General features: G+C 60.4%; 11 protein-coding genes. 6 read left to right on the top strand and 5 right to left on the bottom strand.

What is annotated here, in order from left to right; translation table 11 throughout:
• Positions 1-10: 10 nt before the first annotated feature.
• Positions 11-265: a DUF6124 family protein gene (locus GPL81_RS19660; RefSeq protein WP_246218951.1), complete on the top strand. Its 255-nt coding sequence runs from the start codon at positions 11-13 to the stop codon at positions 263-265.
• 78 nt (positions 266-343) lie between these two features.
• On the opposite strand, the gene GPL81_RS19655 is transcribed toward GPL81_RS19660, so the two are convergent.
• The 4 genes from GPL81_RS19655 to GPL81_RS19640 are packed head-to-tail and all read right to left on the bottom strand — an operon-like array spanning position 344 to position 5,967.
• Entirely contained in the window at positions 344-1,792 is a 1,449-nt protein-coding gene (locus tag GPL81_RS19655; RefSeq protein ID WP_160108064.1) for a curlin, read from the bottom strand.
• 27 nt (positions 1,793-1,819) lie between these two features.
• Positions 1,820-2,281, bottom strand: coding sequence for a curlin (locus GPL81_RS19650; protein WP_160108063.1), 462 nt, complete (start codon positions 2,279-2,281; stop codon positions 1,820-1,822).
• Between the two features lie 60 nt (positions 2,282-2,341).
• A complete protein-coding gene (locus GPL81_RS19645; RefSeq protein WP_160108062.1) occupies positions 2,342-4,585 on the bottom strand; it encodes an Ig-like domain-containing protein in 2,244 nt (747 codons plus the stop codon).
• 35 nt (positions 4,586-4,620) lie between these two features.
• A complete protein-coding gene (locus tag GPL81_RS19640) occupies positions 4,621-5,967 on the bottom strand; it encodes a hypothetical protein (protein WP_160108061.1) in 1,347 nt (448 codons plus the stop codon).
• A gap of 292 nt (positions 5,968-6,259) precedes the next feature.
• Here GPL81_RS19640 and GPL81_RS19635 point away from each other — a divergent pair, with 292 nt between their 5' ends.
• The 5 genes from GPL81_RS19635 (at position 6,260) to GPL81_RS19615 (ending at position 15,005) form a co-directional block, all read left to right on the top strand.
• Entirely contained in the window at positions 6,260-7,708 is a 1,449-nt protein-coding gene (locus tag GPL81_RS19635; RefSeq protein WP_160108060.1) for an ATP-binding protein, read from the top strand.
• Between the two features lie 340 nt (positions 7,709-8,048).
• Positions 8,049-10,850: a multicopper oxidase domain-containing protein gene (locus GPL81_RS19630; RefSeq protein ID WP_160108059.1), complete on the top strand. Its 2,802-nt coding sequence runs from the start codon at positions 8,049-8,051 to the stop codon at positions 10,848-10,850.
• A 17-nt stretch (positions 10,851-10,867) separates the two neighbouring features.
• Positions 10,868-12,010, top strand: coding sequence for an SCO family protein (locus GPL81_RS19625; RefSeq protein WP_246218950.1), 1,143 nt, complete (start codon positions 10,868-10,870; stop codon positions 12,008-12,010).
• 102 nt (positions 12,011-12,112) lie between these two features.
• Positions 12,113-13,606 (top strand): ATP-binding protein, encoded by a 1,494-nt coding sequence (locus GPL81_RS19620; protein WP_160108057.1) that lies wholly within the window; start codon positions 12,113-12,115, stop codon positions 13,604-13,606.
• Positions 13,575-15,005 (top strand): sigma-54-dependent transcriptional regulator, encoded by a 1,431-nt coding sequence (locus GPL81_RS19615; protein WP_160108056.1) that lies wholly within the window; start codon positions 13,575-13,577, stop codon positions 15,003-15,005. Before GPL81_RS19620 ends, GPL81_RS19615 begins: the two co-directional genes overlap by 32 nt.
• Before the next feature lie 105 nt (positions 15,006-15,110).
• On the opposite strand, the gene GPL81_RS19610 is transcribed toward GPL81_RS19615, so the two are convergent.
• Positions 15,111-15,509 carry a hypothetical protein gene (locus GPL81_RS19610; protein ID WP_160108055.1) on the bottom strand — a complete coding sequence of 133 codons (399 nt, stop codon included), beginning with the start codon at positions 15,507-15,509 and terminating at the stop codon, positions 15,111-15,113.
• Between the last annotated feature and the right edge of the window lie 363 nt (positions 15,510-15,872).

The raw sequence follows: 15,872 nt of genomic DNA, 5'->3' as shown, positions 1-15,872 counted from the left end.
CCAAAACCACCTGAAACCCGCCATCCTCAAATCCACCACCCCCCACAACCCCAGCACTCTCTTTCACATCGCCCCAAACATCAGAACCGAAGACCTGCTCGCCCACGCCTGTGAATCCCTGGCCTCCGCCAGCATCATGTCCAGCGATCTGGCGACCTTTCTGGACGGTCCGCAGCGCAGCACATTGCTGGGTATCCAGCAGGTGATCATGCTGGCGGATCTGGCGGTGAATCGGGCTTTGGATAACCTCGATCCACAAGGTTGACCTGCAAGGGCTATATGTACAGCCATAAAAAAACCGCGACCCTCCCCCAAGAGCCGCGGTTTTTTTCATGCCACACAATTATTGTTGCATCACGGTTGCCTGGTTGTAGTTACCGGTCTGTTGAATGGTGGCGGTCTGGGTCATGCCGCTTTGGTCGACATTGGCGATGTTGCCGGTGCCGCCCTGGGTGACGTAGGCCACGTTCATGGTGTCAGCCTGCTTGACGGTGATCATGTTGTCGTCGCCCCACAGCTGCGTGGTGTACGCCTGGTTGCCGGTGCCTTCCTGGTTGAACTCGGTGCTGTTGCCGGTGCCGTTGGTGGTGCCCTGGGCCAGGTTGGTGGTGCCGCGCTGGTCGGCGATCAGGATGTTGTCGGTGCCGTTCTGGTCGAAGTACAGCTCGTTATAGGAATCGGCCTGGCTGATCGTGGTTTTGTTGCCGTAGCCGGTCTGGTTGGTGGTCATGACTTGGCCGACGCCATCCTGTTTGAAGCTGGCGACGTTGCCGTCGCCGGTCTGTTTGACGGTGGCGAGCTGGTTGTAGCCGAATTGGCCGCCCAGTTGCGGGCCTTTCCAGTTGCTGGCGTAGACCTTGTTGTCGTTACCCACCGAGGTGGCGTTGATGACCTGGCTGTCGCCGCTCTGGTAGGTGAAGTGCACGTTGCCGTCGCCCTGTTGATAGAGCGTGACGAGGGAATTGAGGGACTCGAACTGGTCGGCGTAGATGGCGTTGAGGTCGCCGACTTGCAGCACATTGGCCACGTTGTTTTCGCCGAAGCTCTGGTCGACGATGGTTTCGTTGGTGTTGCCGTACTGGTTGATGGTGACCTGGCTGGTGAGTTGGGTGTCTTGCCAGACTTCGGAGCCGTTGCCGTCGCCATACTGATTGATGGACTGGGTGCCGCCTTCACTGTAGCGCTGGTCGCCGTAGGCATAGTTGCTGGTGCCGGCCTGGTTGATGTCGATCTGGCCGGACATCTGGCCGATTTGTTCGGCGGTGGCGTAGTTGGTGGTGCCGTATTGGATGATCACCGCGTTGTTGGCCGTGCCGAACTGGATCTGTTCGATGTTGGCTTCGTTGCCGTCACCGTACTGGTAAGTCTTGCCGGAAGTGCCGTCCTGGCTGTCCTGATAGATGAACGAGAAGTTGCCGCTGCCTTGCTGTTGCTGCAGGGCTTCGCTGGCACCCACACCGATCGATTGGCTGGCATGGCTGGTGTTGTAGCTGCCGACCTGGTCCTGGGTGATGGTGCTGCTGTCCTCGTACAACTGCTCGGCGTAGCCGGCGTTGTAGTCGCCGGTCTGGGTCTGGGTAATGGTGGTGGTGGCTGTGTCTTGCACGGCAGCTGCGTTGTTGCCCTGGCCCAGTTGCTGCTGGGTGATGGTACTGAACGGTGCCGCGTTTTGCTTCACATCGGCAATGTTGGCGTCACCGCTCTGGTTTTGGGTGGACACGCTGTCGTCGGCCATCGCCTGGGCACTGACAATGACCAGTATGGCGGCGGTAAGGGGCGCAAGTTTGAACATGATGGAACCTCCAAAGGGTGCAGTGCTTTAGCGAAATTGAGTGACCGATACGCTCATTCCATTTCCTGCCTGGGTCACAGCACTCTGCTGCCCCGTGCCGGCCTGGACGATGTTGGCGTCGTTGTTGTTGCCGTTCTGGGATATCTGCGCGCGGTTGTGGCTGCCGGTCTGGGTGATGGACGCGGCATTGCCGGAACCTTGCTGGTTGATCAAGGCCATCAGGTCGCTACCTTGCTGCAGGATGTAGGCTTCCTGATTGCTGCCGGACTGCACGATCTCGCCGAGCAGCGATTGGCCGTTCTGTTGCAACAGCGCGATGTTGGCCTGGCCGTTCTGGTCGATCAGTGCATGCTGGCCCACCGGTGGTGGCAGCTCGCCGAGATCGGCGGCAGGCGCCAGGTCATCGTTTTCCATCAAGTCGTCGGCACGCACGCCTGCGCTGCTGCAAAGCAGAAGCAGGCAGAGCAGGGCGGTGGTCGGCGTTTTCATGGTGACGTCCTTGGTTGTCGGCTTGCCCCACCGGCTGTACCGGCCGGTGGGGGCTGGCGCTTATTGCACGGTGACGGTGACGTTGCGTACCGAGCCCAGGGTTGAACGGATGATCGCCGTCGGATTGAGCGATGGGGCGATCGCGTTGGTGACCGTCAGTGTCCAGCGCCCGGTCAGACCCACTGGGGCGGAGCCCAGGGTGACCAGTCCGGTCGGTGTGGTGACCTGGACGGTGACCGAGTTCAGGAGGACCCCCGTCGAGGTACCACTGAAGGTCCAGGTAAAGCGGTTGTTGGCACGTGCTGCCACCGTGGCCGTCGTCACCGTGATGCTGTCCAGCGCTGGTATTGGCGAGACTTGCACCGTGACCGTGGCGGGTGTCGACTGGGCGCCGAAGCTGTCCCTGGCGATGTAGGTGAAGGTCGTAGTGAAGGGCAGCAGGACAACCGCCGGTGGGTTGTAGGTGACCGTCGCGCCATTCGTGGTGACGGTGCCTTGACCCCCAGCCGGTTGCGTCACGCTGACGACGGCCAGCGGTACGTTGCCTTCCGGATCGGTGTCATTGGCCAGTACGTTGATCGCTACCGGTACACCCTGGGTCGCGACGCTGTCGGCATTGGCCACTGGCGGCCGGTTGGGCGCCACGGTAATGGTCACGGTCGCCGGAGCGGTCGAGGCCAGGCCTTTGGCGTCTTGGGCCTTGTAGGTAAAGGTCGTGGTCAGCGGTGCATTGACCACCGCCGGCGGGGTGTAGATGACGGCGGTCGTTCCGCTCAGCGCCACGGTGCCCTGGCCGGCGGCCGGTTGGGACAGCGCGGTGATGCTCAGCGGCGTGTTGCCGTCAGGGTCGCTGTCGTTGGCCAGCAGGTTGAGCGTGAGCGGCACCCCGAAGTTGGTGCTGCCGCTGTCGGCGACGGCGATCGGTGCCTTGTTCTCCCCGGTATCCGGCGCCGTGCCGACCACCACCACCGGCTCGGTGTCGCTGCCGCCGGCGGCGGACTTGACGGTGACGCTGGCCGGAGGCTGCTTCAGATCGGAGACGGTCAGGCTTTGCAGTGTCCCGGCTTTTGTCAGGCGTCCGTAACCCTGGGCAACCATGTCTGGCACGACCACTTCATCAGTGGACGTGGCTTCGATCAGCAGGCTGTGATTGCTCCAGTTGTAGCGAGCGGTCTGGATTTTCACCAGGTCGGTGAGCTTGCTCGATACAGAGGTAGGGCGGGTGGTTCCGGCCGGATTGGTGGCGGTGAGCACCACCACCGCAGGCACGGGACCATCGATCTGATGCTGCTCAAAAAACAGTCCGTTGTTGTCACCCCTCATGTTGATCAGGCATGGCGTAGGCGGTGTGGCGGGTACCAGGGCGACGGTTTCACGGAAGCACAACTTCGAGCTGTTGCTCGCTTTGCCGAAAACTTCGACCTGAGTGCTGACGCCGGTACCGGTACCCGAGGCAGTACGCCGGTAGGTTGCACGGCTGAGGTCCACCTGTGTTTGCGCACGGCTGTCGAGGACTTTGCCTGCCACGGTGAACAGGTTGGTCTCGATGGTCCCGGCCGGACCCTGGATGCGCACAAAGTTGGTGTTATTGGGGCTGCCGGTGACCTGTTCGGTGAGGTTCGGGTCGCCGACAAAGGTTTCGATAGCGCCGGTGTCCGGGTTCATTTCGGTGTAGGGGGCTCTGATGCTGCGCAGGAATGGCCCGATGGCACCGTTCAATGCCCCGCTGAAATTCCCCGGCGCACCGATGCCGATGTCCCGGGTGATGTTGATGGCGCGACGACCAGGTGTCGTGACGTTCACCGTTTCCACGCCATAAGGGTGGGTGATGGTGTAGGTCCCGGCGACGGGCACGTTAATCCGCATGCGAATTCGCGCAAAACTGATTTGATCGCCATCGAGCGGATTTCCGCCGGCGAATGCCGCTTCTATCCCCGCCACGTAGGCGTCCATTCCATAACCGGCGGCGTTGTTGGGAATGTTGGTTTCGGCGAGGAACCAGAAGGCTTCGTCTGGCCAGTTATCCGGGAACACCATCGGCAGGGTGTCGTCGAAAATGCCCGGGGTCGGCAGCAGGGTGCACATGTAGGCCGGTGGTGTGGTAGCCCCCACTCGCGAGCTGATGGCCCGGGACTGGCACAGTTCCATCGACAGCAGATTTTTGTCCTGATACCAGATCGGGAATTTACCCGTAGCAAAGGTATAGGGGCCGGGGTCGACGGCAGCCAATTGAGCGAAAGCACTGCCGGACAGCGATAGAGTCAGTCCCAGGGCGTTGAGCGCCAGGCGTGGCAATTTATTCATGATGCCTCCTGATGAGGATCTGGTCATGTGAGCGTTCATTGCACGATGACCACTTCTTCGGTATCGCTGCCGCCATTGGATGACGTCACCTGGACTTTGGCCGGAGGAATCGGTGAGATTCCGGTGGACAAGGTTTGCACCGCGCCGCCGCCGCTGAGGGCGCCGATCAGGGCACCCGAGCCGGTGGTGGCGGTGAGTACCGGTGGCGATGTTTCATCGCTGGTTGAAGCCTCAACGGTGATTTTTCCGGAGCTCAGGCTGTACTCGGCACGTGAGATCACCACCAGGTCGGTCAACGGCGAAGGCAACGTTGTCGGCGTACTGCTGGCGATGGCCAGGTGGTTGTCGGCGGTCACCTGCAGGGTGCTCGGTAACGTCGGGTTGGTTGCCGACTGGGCGTACCAGTGGCCTGTGCTGTCAGCCTCGGTCAGGCTCAGCGCAGGATTGTTGCTGTCCAGGGTCACGGTGGCCGGCAGTGGCGGGGCCATGACGAACACGTCCTGCTGGGCCACCGGGGCACTTGTGCCAGTTTTGCGCGAATAAGTGCTGCGCTCGGTGATCATCGGAGTGGGGCGCACCACCGTCGACAACTTGCCGGAAATGGCCATCACCGTCGTGCGCAAGTCCAGCCCGTTAGGCCCTTCGATGCGGATGTAGTTGGTGTTGAACGGGCTGCCGGTAAAGGCTTCTGAAAGGTTCGGGTCGCCAACGAACTGCTCGGCCTGACCGGTGACCGGGTTGGTCTCGGTGTAGGGGCCGCCGACGCTGCGCAGGAAGGGACCGACGTCACCCTTGAGCGCACCGTCGTAGGTTTTCGGCGCGCCGATGCCGATGTCCCGGGTCATGTTGATCGCGCGCTTCCCACCGGCGGGAACGTCGAATATGTCGACGCCGTAGGGGTGGGTGATGGTGTAGGTGCCGGCAGTGGGCACGTCGACCCGGATGCGGATACGGGCGAAACTGATCTGATCGCCTTCGAGCGGGTCGCCTCCGCTGAAGGCGGCTTCGAGGGCGCTGACATAGGTCAGGTCGATACCTCGGGCGGCGTCGACGATCGATCCGTCGCCGGAGAACCAGAACGCTTCATCGGGAAAATTGCCCGGGAAAACGACGGGTTTGGTGTCATCGAAAATGCCGGGGTTTGGCAGCAAATTGCACATGTAGGTTGGAGCGCCCGGAGCGCTTGGAACCCTGGAACTGACAGCCTTGGACAGGCACAGGTCGAGGGTTCGACCATGGGTGTCCTGATACCAGGAAGCGAAGTTACCAGTGGTTGGCAGGTAGGGTCCCTTGTCTACAGCAAACAGTGCAGCCTGCGCAACGCCTTGGGCCAGAGCGGTCACGACCAGGACGGTCGCGGTCTTGGACAGTAAAGGGTGCATGAGTAATCCCTCTATCAAAGTACCTGCCCCTTGGATATGGGTCAGTTGGCAGGACTTCGGCAACTCCCATGCCAATAAGCAAAATTGGCCGTGAGAGGCCCGGTATACAGGCGTTCACCAGGCAAAGGGAGGCGCTTCCCCCACTAGTACTAACGGGCCTCTTTCCCCAGGTTTGGGGGTGGATGGGGGCAGCAGGACAGGGTGGGGAAAGTGGGGAGAAAGGCACCCACAATCGGGCAAACGGCTAGCACTGGGCTATAAACCTATAGGGGCAGTCCGGGACAATACCTACATGACCACGCTGGCAAGAACGCTTGAATCCGACAAGGGCGATATTCGCTTGAGCACGCGCAAACAGCCGTTCAATCTGCTGCGCTGGTTTTCGCTCATCAGCATGGCGGTGATCGGCACCGTGGCGGTGGCGTTGGGTTCGGTGTCGACCAAGTTCGTGATTACCGAAAGCGTGCAGCGCGATGCACTGTTGACGTCGCAGTTCATTCAGGCGATTGCTTCGGCCGAAGTACGCCATGTGTCGATTCCCAATGTGCGGACCATGGGCGAGATGCTGGACCCACGCAAGGACCGGGACTTTCCCGACGTCGATCCGCTGGCGCGAGCCGATGTCCGTGGCGAGTTCCTCGACCACATCGAACACTTGCCGGACGTGATCCTCGCCAACATTTATGCCCCCGATCGCATGGTGATCTGGTCGACCAACCCGGCGTTGATGGGCACCACCATCCATGCCGACGAGGACCTCGATCGAGCCTTCATTAATAAGACTCCGGTGTCGGCCAGTTACCACGATGTGGACAAGTCGCGCATGGAGCAGAAGTTCGTCACCCCACCGGAATACATCTTCATCGAGAACTACATTCCGCTGTTTGACGCCGACGGCAAGACCGTCACGGCAATGGTCGAGATCTACAAGGAACCCAAGGACCTGATCAGCCGCATGGAGCGTGGCCTGGTGATGATCTGGCTGGCCACGGCCCTGGGCGGTGGCCTGATTTATTTCGGGTTGTACTGGATCGTGCGTCGTGCGGCGATTTTGCTGGCGACGCAGCAAAAGCAACTGATCACCAATGAGACCTTCGTTGCCCTGGGCGAGATGTCATCGGCGGTGGCCCACAGTCTGCGCAATCCTTTGGCGACCATTCGCTCAAGCGCCGAGTTGGCGCTGGAGTTCGACAGTGGCCCGGCGCACAAGAACATCAAGGACATCATTAACCAGGTCGATCGCATGTCGACCTGGGTACGGGAGTTGCTGCAATCCCTGAGGCCGCTCAATGACGATGCCGAGCCGGTCAATCTGGTGGCGGCTTTGCATGACAGCCTGATGGCCTTCGAACAACAGATCGCCAAGGCCCGGGTCAGGGTGGTGTTCGAACCCAAAGAAGCGCCCATGGTGATGAGCCAGCAGGTGCAACTGACGCAAATCCTCAACAGTTTGCTGGCCAATGCGCTGGAGGCCATGGATGAAGACGGTACCCTGGCCATCACCCTGGAACCGGCCCATTCCCATGGCGTAAGCATGGTGGTCAGCGACACCGGCAAAGGCATGAGCGAAGAGCAACGCAATATGGCGTTCCGGCCATTTTTCACCACCAAGCAGGGTGGGCTCGGTGTCGGGCTGGTGCTGGTCAAGCGGATCATGGAGCGTTTCGGCGGCGCGGTGACCCTGGACAGCCGCGAAGGCGAGGGCACTCGAGTCCGCTTGTCGTTCAGGTTGGTTCCCTGAAGCAAGGATACGCGTTCCCCCCCTGTAGGAGCTGGCTTGCCAGCGAATGCGCTCCTTCAGACAATAAATGTATTAACTGACCCACCGCTTTCGCTGGCAAGCCAGCTCCTACAAAGGATCGCGTGCACACAGCACGCCGTCTGAGGCCCCTGAAAATGGGGGCGAACTTTCCCCGCTAGCGGGTGTCATTCCCCAGTCGTTTTCTCCCGGTCATGGCACATTGATGTTGATAAGCCATTGTTTTGTTGGGTATTAATTCTTTTGTATAAACCAGTTACAAATTTGGCGAGAGAATTGCAAAACCACCATCACCCCCTTCACACATACGAGGCGGCTGGTGATGGACAGAAAAGCGCGGTATCCCTTCAAGTGGTTATTGACGCCTTTGAGCGTCGCCCTAGCAATGACAATAAGCACAGGGATGTTGCGTGCAAGCCCGATCGACGACGAGCGACAGCCAGAACCGTCCGATCCTTCGGCTTACCAGAACGAACCAGCCGACGAGCCAGCGGCGTTGAACGCCATCCTGAGCATGCCGGAGGCCAACCAGGATGCCTTCGATTTGCCTGATGGCGTCAAAGGCAACCGCGACGAGACGCGGGTAGAAAACCAGCTTCCGCCGGCACAGCAGACCAGTTTCAACTACCCCACCAATGGCAAGCCCAGCCCTTTGTTCGGAGCTCAGCCATTCACCCAGCAAATGATGCTGTTCGAGGAATTCGGACCGGAAAAACTCGACCCCACCACGCCGGCAGCGCCCCTGCCGTTTCCTGCCCCGGCAATCGGCCCGCTGCCACAACAGGACCCCACCAGTGCTGCGCGCAGTGCGCCGCCAAGCCTGGCACTCGATACCTTCTTGCGCCAACCCGGCTTGACACCGTTCCCCAGCCAGTATTCCAACTCGGTTGACCGCAACCCATGGCAGGCGCAGATCGAGCAATTCCTCAACCGCCACATCGGCTCTTCCGCCGAAGGCCGTCCACCAGGAAAAGGTTGGTCCCATCAGCGCTGGAACGAGTTCTACCCGCAGAACGCCTACAAGACCGTGCAGACCGGTATACGGACCAACGGCGGCTTGCGTGACAATCGGCAGATGCACCACTACGCCATGGGTGAGTTCGGCCCCGGTGGTCTCTATCACAACGTCGCGGGAATACAGGCAACGGATGGCACCGCCAAGGGCGTCGAGCCGCGTCTGCATCCGCTGATGCCGGTGCAGAAACACAACTCGGTGTGGACCTTTGACGGCACACTGCCACCCAAACTGTTGATGGTGCGTTACGGTCAGCCGGTGCTCATGCGCCATTACAACGGCCTGCCTATCGACCCGTCGGCCAACATGGGTTTCGGTCTGCATACCATCACCACCCATGAACACAATGGTCACGCACCGGCGGAAAGCGATGGTTATGCCAACGCGTTTTTCTTCCCCGGGCAGTATTACGACTACCGCTGGCCGATCCAGCTGGCCGGTTACGACACCATCAACACCAAGGCTGAAGATCCGCGTGCGGCGTTCCCGTGCTCGCCGGGCGAAACCCTGTGGACCAATGACATGAGCCCGGGTCTGAAGACTTGCGACCATGGCACGATCAAGATTCGCGGCGACTGGCGCGAAACCATGAGCACCCACTGGTTCCACGACCACATGCTCGATTTCACCGCGCAGAACGTCTACAAGGGCAACGCGGCGATGATGAATTACTACAGCGCCCTGGACCGTGGCAACGAGTCGGTGAACGACGGCGTCAACCTGCGTTTCCCCAGCGGCAGCGCCTTGCCTTGGGGTAACCGCGACTACGACGTCAACCTGTTGTTCGCCGACAAGGCGTGGGATCAGAACGGTCAGCTGTGGTTCAACCCGTTCAACACCGACGGCTTCCTCGGTGACCAGGTGGTGGTCAACTGGGGTTGGAAACCGACCCTGGATGTACGGGCCCGCAGCTATCGGTTCCGTATGCTCAACGGCTCGGTGTCGCGTTACTACAAATTTGCGCTCGTGCGTGAAATCAAGGGCACCAGTGGCGAGTTCCAGGGGCCTAAAGGCTCGGGTGTGTCCTATGCCCGGGTGCCGTTCCACATGATTGCCAACGACGGCAACATCATGGAGCACAGCGTGCCGTTCGACGGCACCATGGACCTGGACGGCGATGGCGATAAACAGAACCACAACGCGATCCTGCCAACCCAGGGCATTGCCGAGCGTTTCGACATCATCGTCAACTTCGCGAAAAACGGCATCAAGCCGGGGGACAAGATTTTCTTCGTCAACCTGCTGGCCCACGACAACGGCAAAGGCCCGAAAGAGCCGATCCCCTTGGCCGACGTGCTGTCCGAGAAGTACCTGGCGGTGATCAAGCAAACGAGCAAGGGACCGCAGTGGGACAGGGGCGACCCGGCGGTGGGCAAGGTGTTGCAGCTCAACGTCAAGGCCTACACCGGTCAGGACCTGGCCATGGACCCGGCGCTGTACGAGCCGGCCAAACCGGGCAAGGCTGCAGGCCTGGTGATGATCCCGCTGAAAATCCATCGCGATAACCCCGCCGACATGGCGCTGCTGGCCAATGCCCGTCACCGCACTTACACCTTCGGTCGTTCCGACGGCACCGATGAGGCACCCTGGACGGTCAAGACCGATGGTGGCTTCGGCTACCACATGGACCCTCGTCGCCTGAACGCGGCCACCCAGTTGAAAAACGGTCCTACCGATGCCGGCACCAGTGGCTTTGGCACCTTGGAAGTGTGGAACATCAGGCTTGGCGGCAGCGGCTGGAGCCACCCGGTACACGTGCACTTCGAGGAGGGGATCATCCTCAGCCGTGGCGGCAAGGCACCACCGGAATGGGAAAAATGGGCACGCAAGGACGTGTACCGCATCGGCTCGGAAAGCGATGGCCTGGACAATGTGGAAATGGCGATCAACTTCCGTGAGTTCGCCGGGACCTACATGGAGCACTGTCACAACACCCAGCACGAAGATAACTCGATGCTGCTGCGTTGGGACATTGAGAAGCCCGGTCAATTCCAGTTGATGCCAACACCGCTGCCAAGCTGGGATGGTGTGCGCTACGTGAACTCTGCCGCACTGCCAACCTTCCGTACCGGCGACGGCATGGGGCCAAAAGTAGCGGTCAAGAAATGAACCGGGAGGGTGTCGACATGAAGTTGAATACACCGCGCTCACGCGCCTTGGGAATGCACCTGGTGCTGATATTGGTCACCGGTTTGCTGGCGAGCCGGCTGCTGGTCGCCAACCAGGCACCGTCGACACCCACACCCGCACCCACCTCGGTAGAAGCAATTGCAACCGCAATTGCCGAGAAAGCAGCCGACACTGAATCCGCCACCCCGTGGGGTGGCGACTATTTCCCCAACACCCTGCTGACCGACCAGGACGGTCGGCAGGTGCGTTTTTTCGATGACCTGATCAAGGGCAAGGTGGTGGTGATTAACTTCATCTTCACCTCGTGCAGCGACTCTTGCCCGCTGGAAACCGCGCGCCTGCGCCAGGTGCAGAAATTGCTCGGCGACCGGGTCGGCAAGGACATCTTTTTCTACTCCATCAGCATCGACCCCTTGAGCGACACCCCCGCCGTGCTCAAGGCCTATTCGCAGCGATTCCAGGTCGGGCCGGGCTGGCAGTTCCTCACCGGGGAATTTGCCGATGTCACCGAGCTGCGGCAAAAGCTCGGGTTGTTCATCGAAGGCGTCGACAACGGTCGCAGCAAGGACCACAACCTGAGCCTGATCGTCGGCAACCAGCAAACGGGGCGCTGGATGAAAGCCTCACCCTTCGAGAACCCGTGGATTCTGGCCGATCAACTGGCCAACACCCTGCATAACTGGAAACAACCGAGCGCTGGCGAAAGCTATGCCAATGCCCCCGAAATCCGTCCGCCCAGCAATGGCGAAGAACTGTTTCGTACCCGTTGCGCGTCGTGCCACAGCCTCGGCCCGCTGGACGGGCAAGGCATCGGCCTGCGCAGCATCGGCCCGGACCTGATCGGCGTGACCCGACAACGCGATCCCGCCTGGCTCAACCGCTGGATTCGTGAGCCGGACCGCATGCTCGCGGAAAAAGACCCGATTGCCATGGAGCTGTTCGAACGCTTCAGCAAAATCCCGATGCCCAACCTGCGCATGGATGAGCATTCGGCGCAGTCGATCATCGATTTTCTACAAGCGGAAACCGATCGCCAGCATCCGCCGGCCAACGCGTTGGCCGCCGGTAACGAAGAGCCCGAACACCATCACGCAATCGCAGCACCCGGCAGCTCCAAGGTACAGACTGAGGTTGAATAGTGGCGAAATACCTTCAATGCTCCGTCGTTGTTATCAATGCCACCTACACTGATCCGAAACGCGGCTGAAAAGGCTTGAAGACCAGCAATCAGGACGGTCCCCATGCAGATACTAAAAGAACAAAAAACCGCTGCGCTCACGACACCGGCAGCGCATGGCAAGGATTGGCGGCCACCGTTCAACCTGGTGCGCTGGTTTTCGCTGGCGAGCTTTTTCATCATCGCCGCCGTGGCGCTGGGGCTGGGCTACATTTCCACGCGCTTTGTGGTGGAGGAGAGCATCAAGCGCGATTCGATGCTGACCGCGCAGTTCATTCAGGCCATCGGCGATGCGGAAATCCGCCATGCCAAGATCGACCCGAAGCGGACCATGGGCGAGATGCTTGATCCGCGCCAGGACAACGCCGACCCCGATGTGTCCCCGGCGGCCCGTGCCAACGCTCGCAGCGAGTTCCTCGATCATGTAGAGCACCTGCCGGACATTCTGCTGGCCACCGTATACGCCCTCGATCGCACCGTGGTCTGGTCGACCAACCCTGAGCTGATCGGCGTGCGCATCAAGGACGACGAGGAACTGGACGAGTCCTTCGAAATGAAGGAGCCGGTGTCCACCAGCTACCACGAAATTGATGAAGAAAAGCCTGAGCAACGCTTGCTGCGTGAACCGCAATATCTGTTCGTCGAGAACTACATCCCGATGTTCAATGCCGACAGAAGCAAAGTGATCGCCATGGTGGAAATCTACAAGGAACCGGTGGACCTGGTGGAACGCATCCAGCGCGGGTTCAAGGCGATCTGGCTGGCGACCCTGCTGGGCGGGGCGATGATCTACCTGGGGTTGTTCTGGATCGTGCGGCGGGCGGCGATGCTGTTGCAGAGCCAGCAAAAACAATTGGTCGCCAATGAAACCTTCGTCGCCTTGGGGGAGATGTCTTCGGCCGTCGCCCACAGCCTGCGCAACCCGCTGGCCAATATCCGTTCCAGCGCCGAACTGGCCCAGGAAATCGCCAGCCAGACCGCGCAGAAAAACATCGGCGACATCATCAGCCAGGTTGATCGCATGTCGCGCTGGGTGCGCGAGTTGCTGGTGTCGTTGCGGCCGGTGAATGATGATCATGAAGACGTCGATCTGGTCCTGACCATCGAAGATACCCTGGGGGCCTTCGAACCGTTGATCAAACGCTCGAACGTTGAGGTGCGCTTCACGCCCGAAAACGTTCCACCGGTCGTCAGCCAACAGATGCTGCTCACGCAAATACTCAATAGCCTGTTTGCCAATGCCCTGGAAGCCATGCCTACGGGTGGTGTGTTGAGTATCGATATTGAAACACCCGCCCCCGGGCAGGTGAGCATGATTCTCAACGACACCGGCAAGGGCATGAGCAAGCAGCAACAGCAAATGGTCTTCAAGCCGTTCTTCACCACCAAACAAGGGGGGCTGGGCGTGGGCCTGGCTCTGGTCAAAAGAATAATGGAGCGTTTCGAAGGCTCGGTCGAACTGACCAGCCAGGAGCAGGAAGGAACCCGCGTTTGTCTGAATTTTAAAGTGGCAACGGGAGGGGAATATGGAACACAGCATTCTGCTGGTCGAGGATGATGAACTCCTCGCCGAGAATATCCAGACCTACCTGGAGCGCAAGGACTTCGAGGTGACCGTCTGCCACTCGGCTGAAGACGCACTGGAGCAATTGAGGGCTTTCGTTCCCGATGTGGTGCTGACCGACAATTCGTTGCCGGGCATGAGTGGTCATGACCTGATCCAAAAGCTGCGCATCAGCGCGCCGGATCTGAAAGTGATCATGATGACCGGCTACGGCAACGTCGAGGACGCCGTGGTGGCGATGAAGGAAGGCGCTTTCCACTATGTGACCAAACCGGTCGCGCTGCCGGAGCTCAAGCTGCTGCTGGACAAGGCCCTGGCCGCCGAACGGATGGAGCGCACGTTGTCGTTCTATCAGGAACGCGAAGCGCAGAAGTCCGGGGTGCAGGCGCTGATCGGCGAATCGGCGCCGATGGTTTACCTCAAAGGCACCATTGCCCAATTGCTCGACGCCGAGCGCCGGATGGCCAATACCGATCTGCCGCCGGTGTTGGTGGAAGGCGAGACCGGCACCGGCAAGGAACTGGTGGCCCGTGCCCTGCATTTCGACGGCCCGCGCGCCAAGGGGCCGTTCATCGAATTCAACTGCGCTTCGATTCCGGCCAACCTGGTGGAGTCGGAGCTGTTCGGTCACGAGAAGGGCGCCTTCACCGACGCCAAGGACCGTCGCGTGGGGCTGGTGGAAGCGGCCGACGGTGGCACGTTGTTTCTTGACGAAGTGGGGGAAATGGACCTCATCCTGCAGGCCAAATTGCTCAAGCTGCTGGAGGACCGGACGATTCGCCGGGTCGGCGCAGTCAAGGAGCGCAAGGTCGATCTGCGGGTGATCAGCGCCACCAACTGCAACCTCGAACAAATGGTCCAGCAGGGCAAGTTCCGCCGCGACCTGTTTTTCCGCCTGCGCATCATCTCGATCAAGGTGCCACGCCTGTATGCCCGCGGCGAAGACATCCTGTTGCTGGCCCGGCACTTCCTGGCGGCCCATGGCAAGCGTTATGGCAAACCGCACCTGCGCTTCAGCGATCAGGCCGAAGAGCTGCTGCTCAACTACAGCTGGCCGGGCAATGTGCGTGAATTGCGCAACATGCTGGAGCAGACCGTGCTGCTGGCGCAACACGATGTCATCGCCGCCCATCAGCTGAACGTGTGCCTGAGCCTGGTGGATGAGCCGCCGCTGTTTCAGCACGAGGCGCCAAACGGCGACCCGCGTCCGGTCTACAGCGGCACCGAGTCGATGAACCTGCCGGAGGTCGAGCGCGACATGGTGCGCAAGATGCTCGACAAGACCGACTGGAACGTCACCAAGTCCGCACGGCTGCTGGGCCTGAGCCGCGACATGCTGCGTTACCGCATAGAAAAACTCGGCCTTGCGCGCCCGGACAAACGCCAGTGGTAGGGAGAAAGATGCACTTTTCTGTAGGAGCAAAGCTTGCTCGCGATGGCGATCGTTCAATAAAACACCTGTTGCCTGACACGGCGCTATCGCGAGCAAGCTTTGCTCCTACAGTTGCGAGCCCTGCAGCGCCGGGCCTGGGCTGCTCAGGCAAGCCCGCATGCACGTCGGGTCGAAGACTTCCTGGTTCACGTAGACACCGTGCTCTTCATCGTAGGTGCGAATGAATACGCGAACGGTGGCATCGGCCACCGTCGGCAACCGGGAGTCGTAAAACACGTGCTCGCTCGACACCGGGATGAATGTCTGGGGTGATGTCGGAATGTATGAGCCCGGCGGCACGGTGCTCAACGTCGGAGGGGCGGGGTGGGCGAAAGGTTGGTCGGCCCCGTAATAGCTGAATTCACTGCTCGACTGCTCGGTCTGCATCGGGGCGTCCTGCGCGTGTGCACAGGTGGCGGCGGTCAGGCAAAGGGCAAGCAACAGCGTCTGTTCGGTCTTGTTCATGGCAGCACCTGTGACATCGGTTTTCGTGCATATCCCCAAGGCCATTAACTATAGCGCTCCCTGTGGAAGGTTGAGGGGAAGTCCTCAACTGGCTCTTCCAGGCTGCCTTACGGCTGGCCGAGTTGACTCTCGCGGATGCACCGATTTCTTGTAGGAGCTGGCTTGCCAGCGAAGACGGCCTGACAGCCAACCTGAGTTTCGCGGATGTACCCGATCCCTGTGGGAGCTGGCTTGCCAGCGATGGCGGCATCACGTCGACCTGAATGCTGTTGACCGAGTACATATCCATTCCTGCGGCCACGGCCACCAATGGTTCCGCTTTTACAGCGGGTCACTTGGAAGAACGGAACGCCGCCCGGCCCT

It is taken from the genome of Pseudomonas izuensis (assembly GCF_009861505.1).
Lineage (GTDB): Bacteria > Pseudomonadota > Gammaproteobacteria > Pseudomonadales > Pseudomonadaceae > Aquipseudomonas > Aquipseudomonas izuensis.
This window is presented reverse-complemented; position numbering and strand designations above follow the sequence as displayed.

What these genes read in the sequence shown, in the direction of transcription:
- GPL81_RS19630 (WP_160108059.1), top strand. Translation starts at nt 8,049, where the DNA reads ATGGACAGAAAAGCGCGGTATCCCTTCAAGTGGTTATTGACGCCTTTG.
- GPL81_RS19635 (WP_160108060.1), top strand. Translation starts at nt 6,260, where the DNA reads ATGACCACGCTGGCAAGAACGCTTGAATCCGACAAGGGCGATATTCGC.
- GPL81_RS19650 (WP_160108063.1), bottom strand. Translation starts at nt 2,281, where the DNA reads ATGAAAACGCCGACCACCGCCCTGCTCTGCCTGCTTCTGCTTTGCAGC.
- GPL81_RS19655 (WP_160108064.1), bottom strand. Translation starts at nt 1,792, where the DNA reads ATGTTCAAACTTGCGCCCCTTACCGCCGCCATACTGGTCATTGTCAGT.
- GPL81_RS19610 (WP_160108055.1), bottom strand. Translation starts at nt 15,509, where the DNA reads ATGAACAAGACCGAACAGACGCTGTTGCTTGCCCTTTGCCTGACCGCC.
- GPL81_RS19625 (WP_246218950.1), top strand. Translation starts at nt 10,868, where the DNA reads ATGAAGTTGAATACACCGCGCTCACGCGCCTTGGGAATGCACCTGGTG.
- GPL81_RS19620 (WP_160108057.1), top strand. Translation starts at nt 12,113, where the DNA reads ATGCAGATACTAAAAGAACAAAAAACCGCTGCGCTCACGACACCGGCA.
- GPL81_RS19640 (WP_160108061.1), bottom strand. Translation starts at nt 5,967, where the DNA reads ATGCACCCTTTACTGTCCAAGACCGCGACCGTCCTGGTCGTGACCGCT.
- GPL81_RS19615 (WP_160108056.1), top strand. Translation starts at nt 13,575, where the DNA reads ATGGAACACAGCATTCTGCTGGTCGAGGATGATGAACTCCTCGCCGAG.
- GPL81_RS19645 (WP_160108062.1), bottom strand. Translation starts at nt 4,585, where the DNA reads ATGAATAAATTGCCACGCCTGGCGCTCAACGCCCTGGGACTGACTCTA.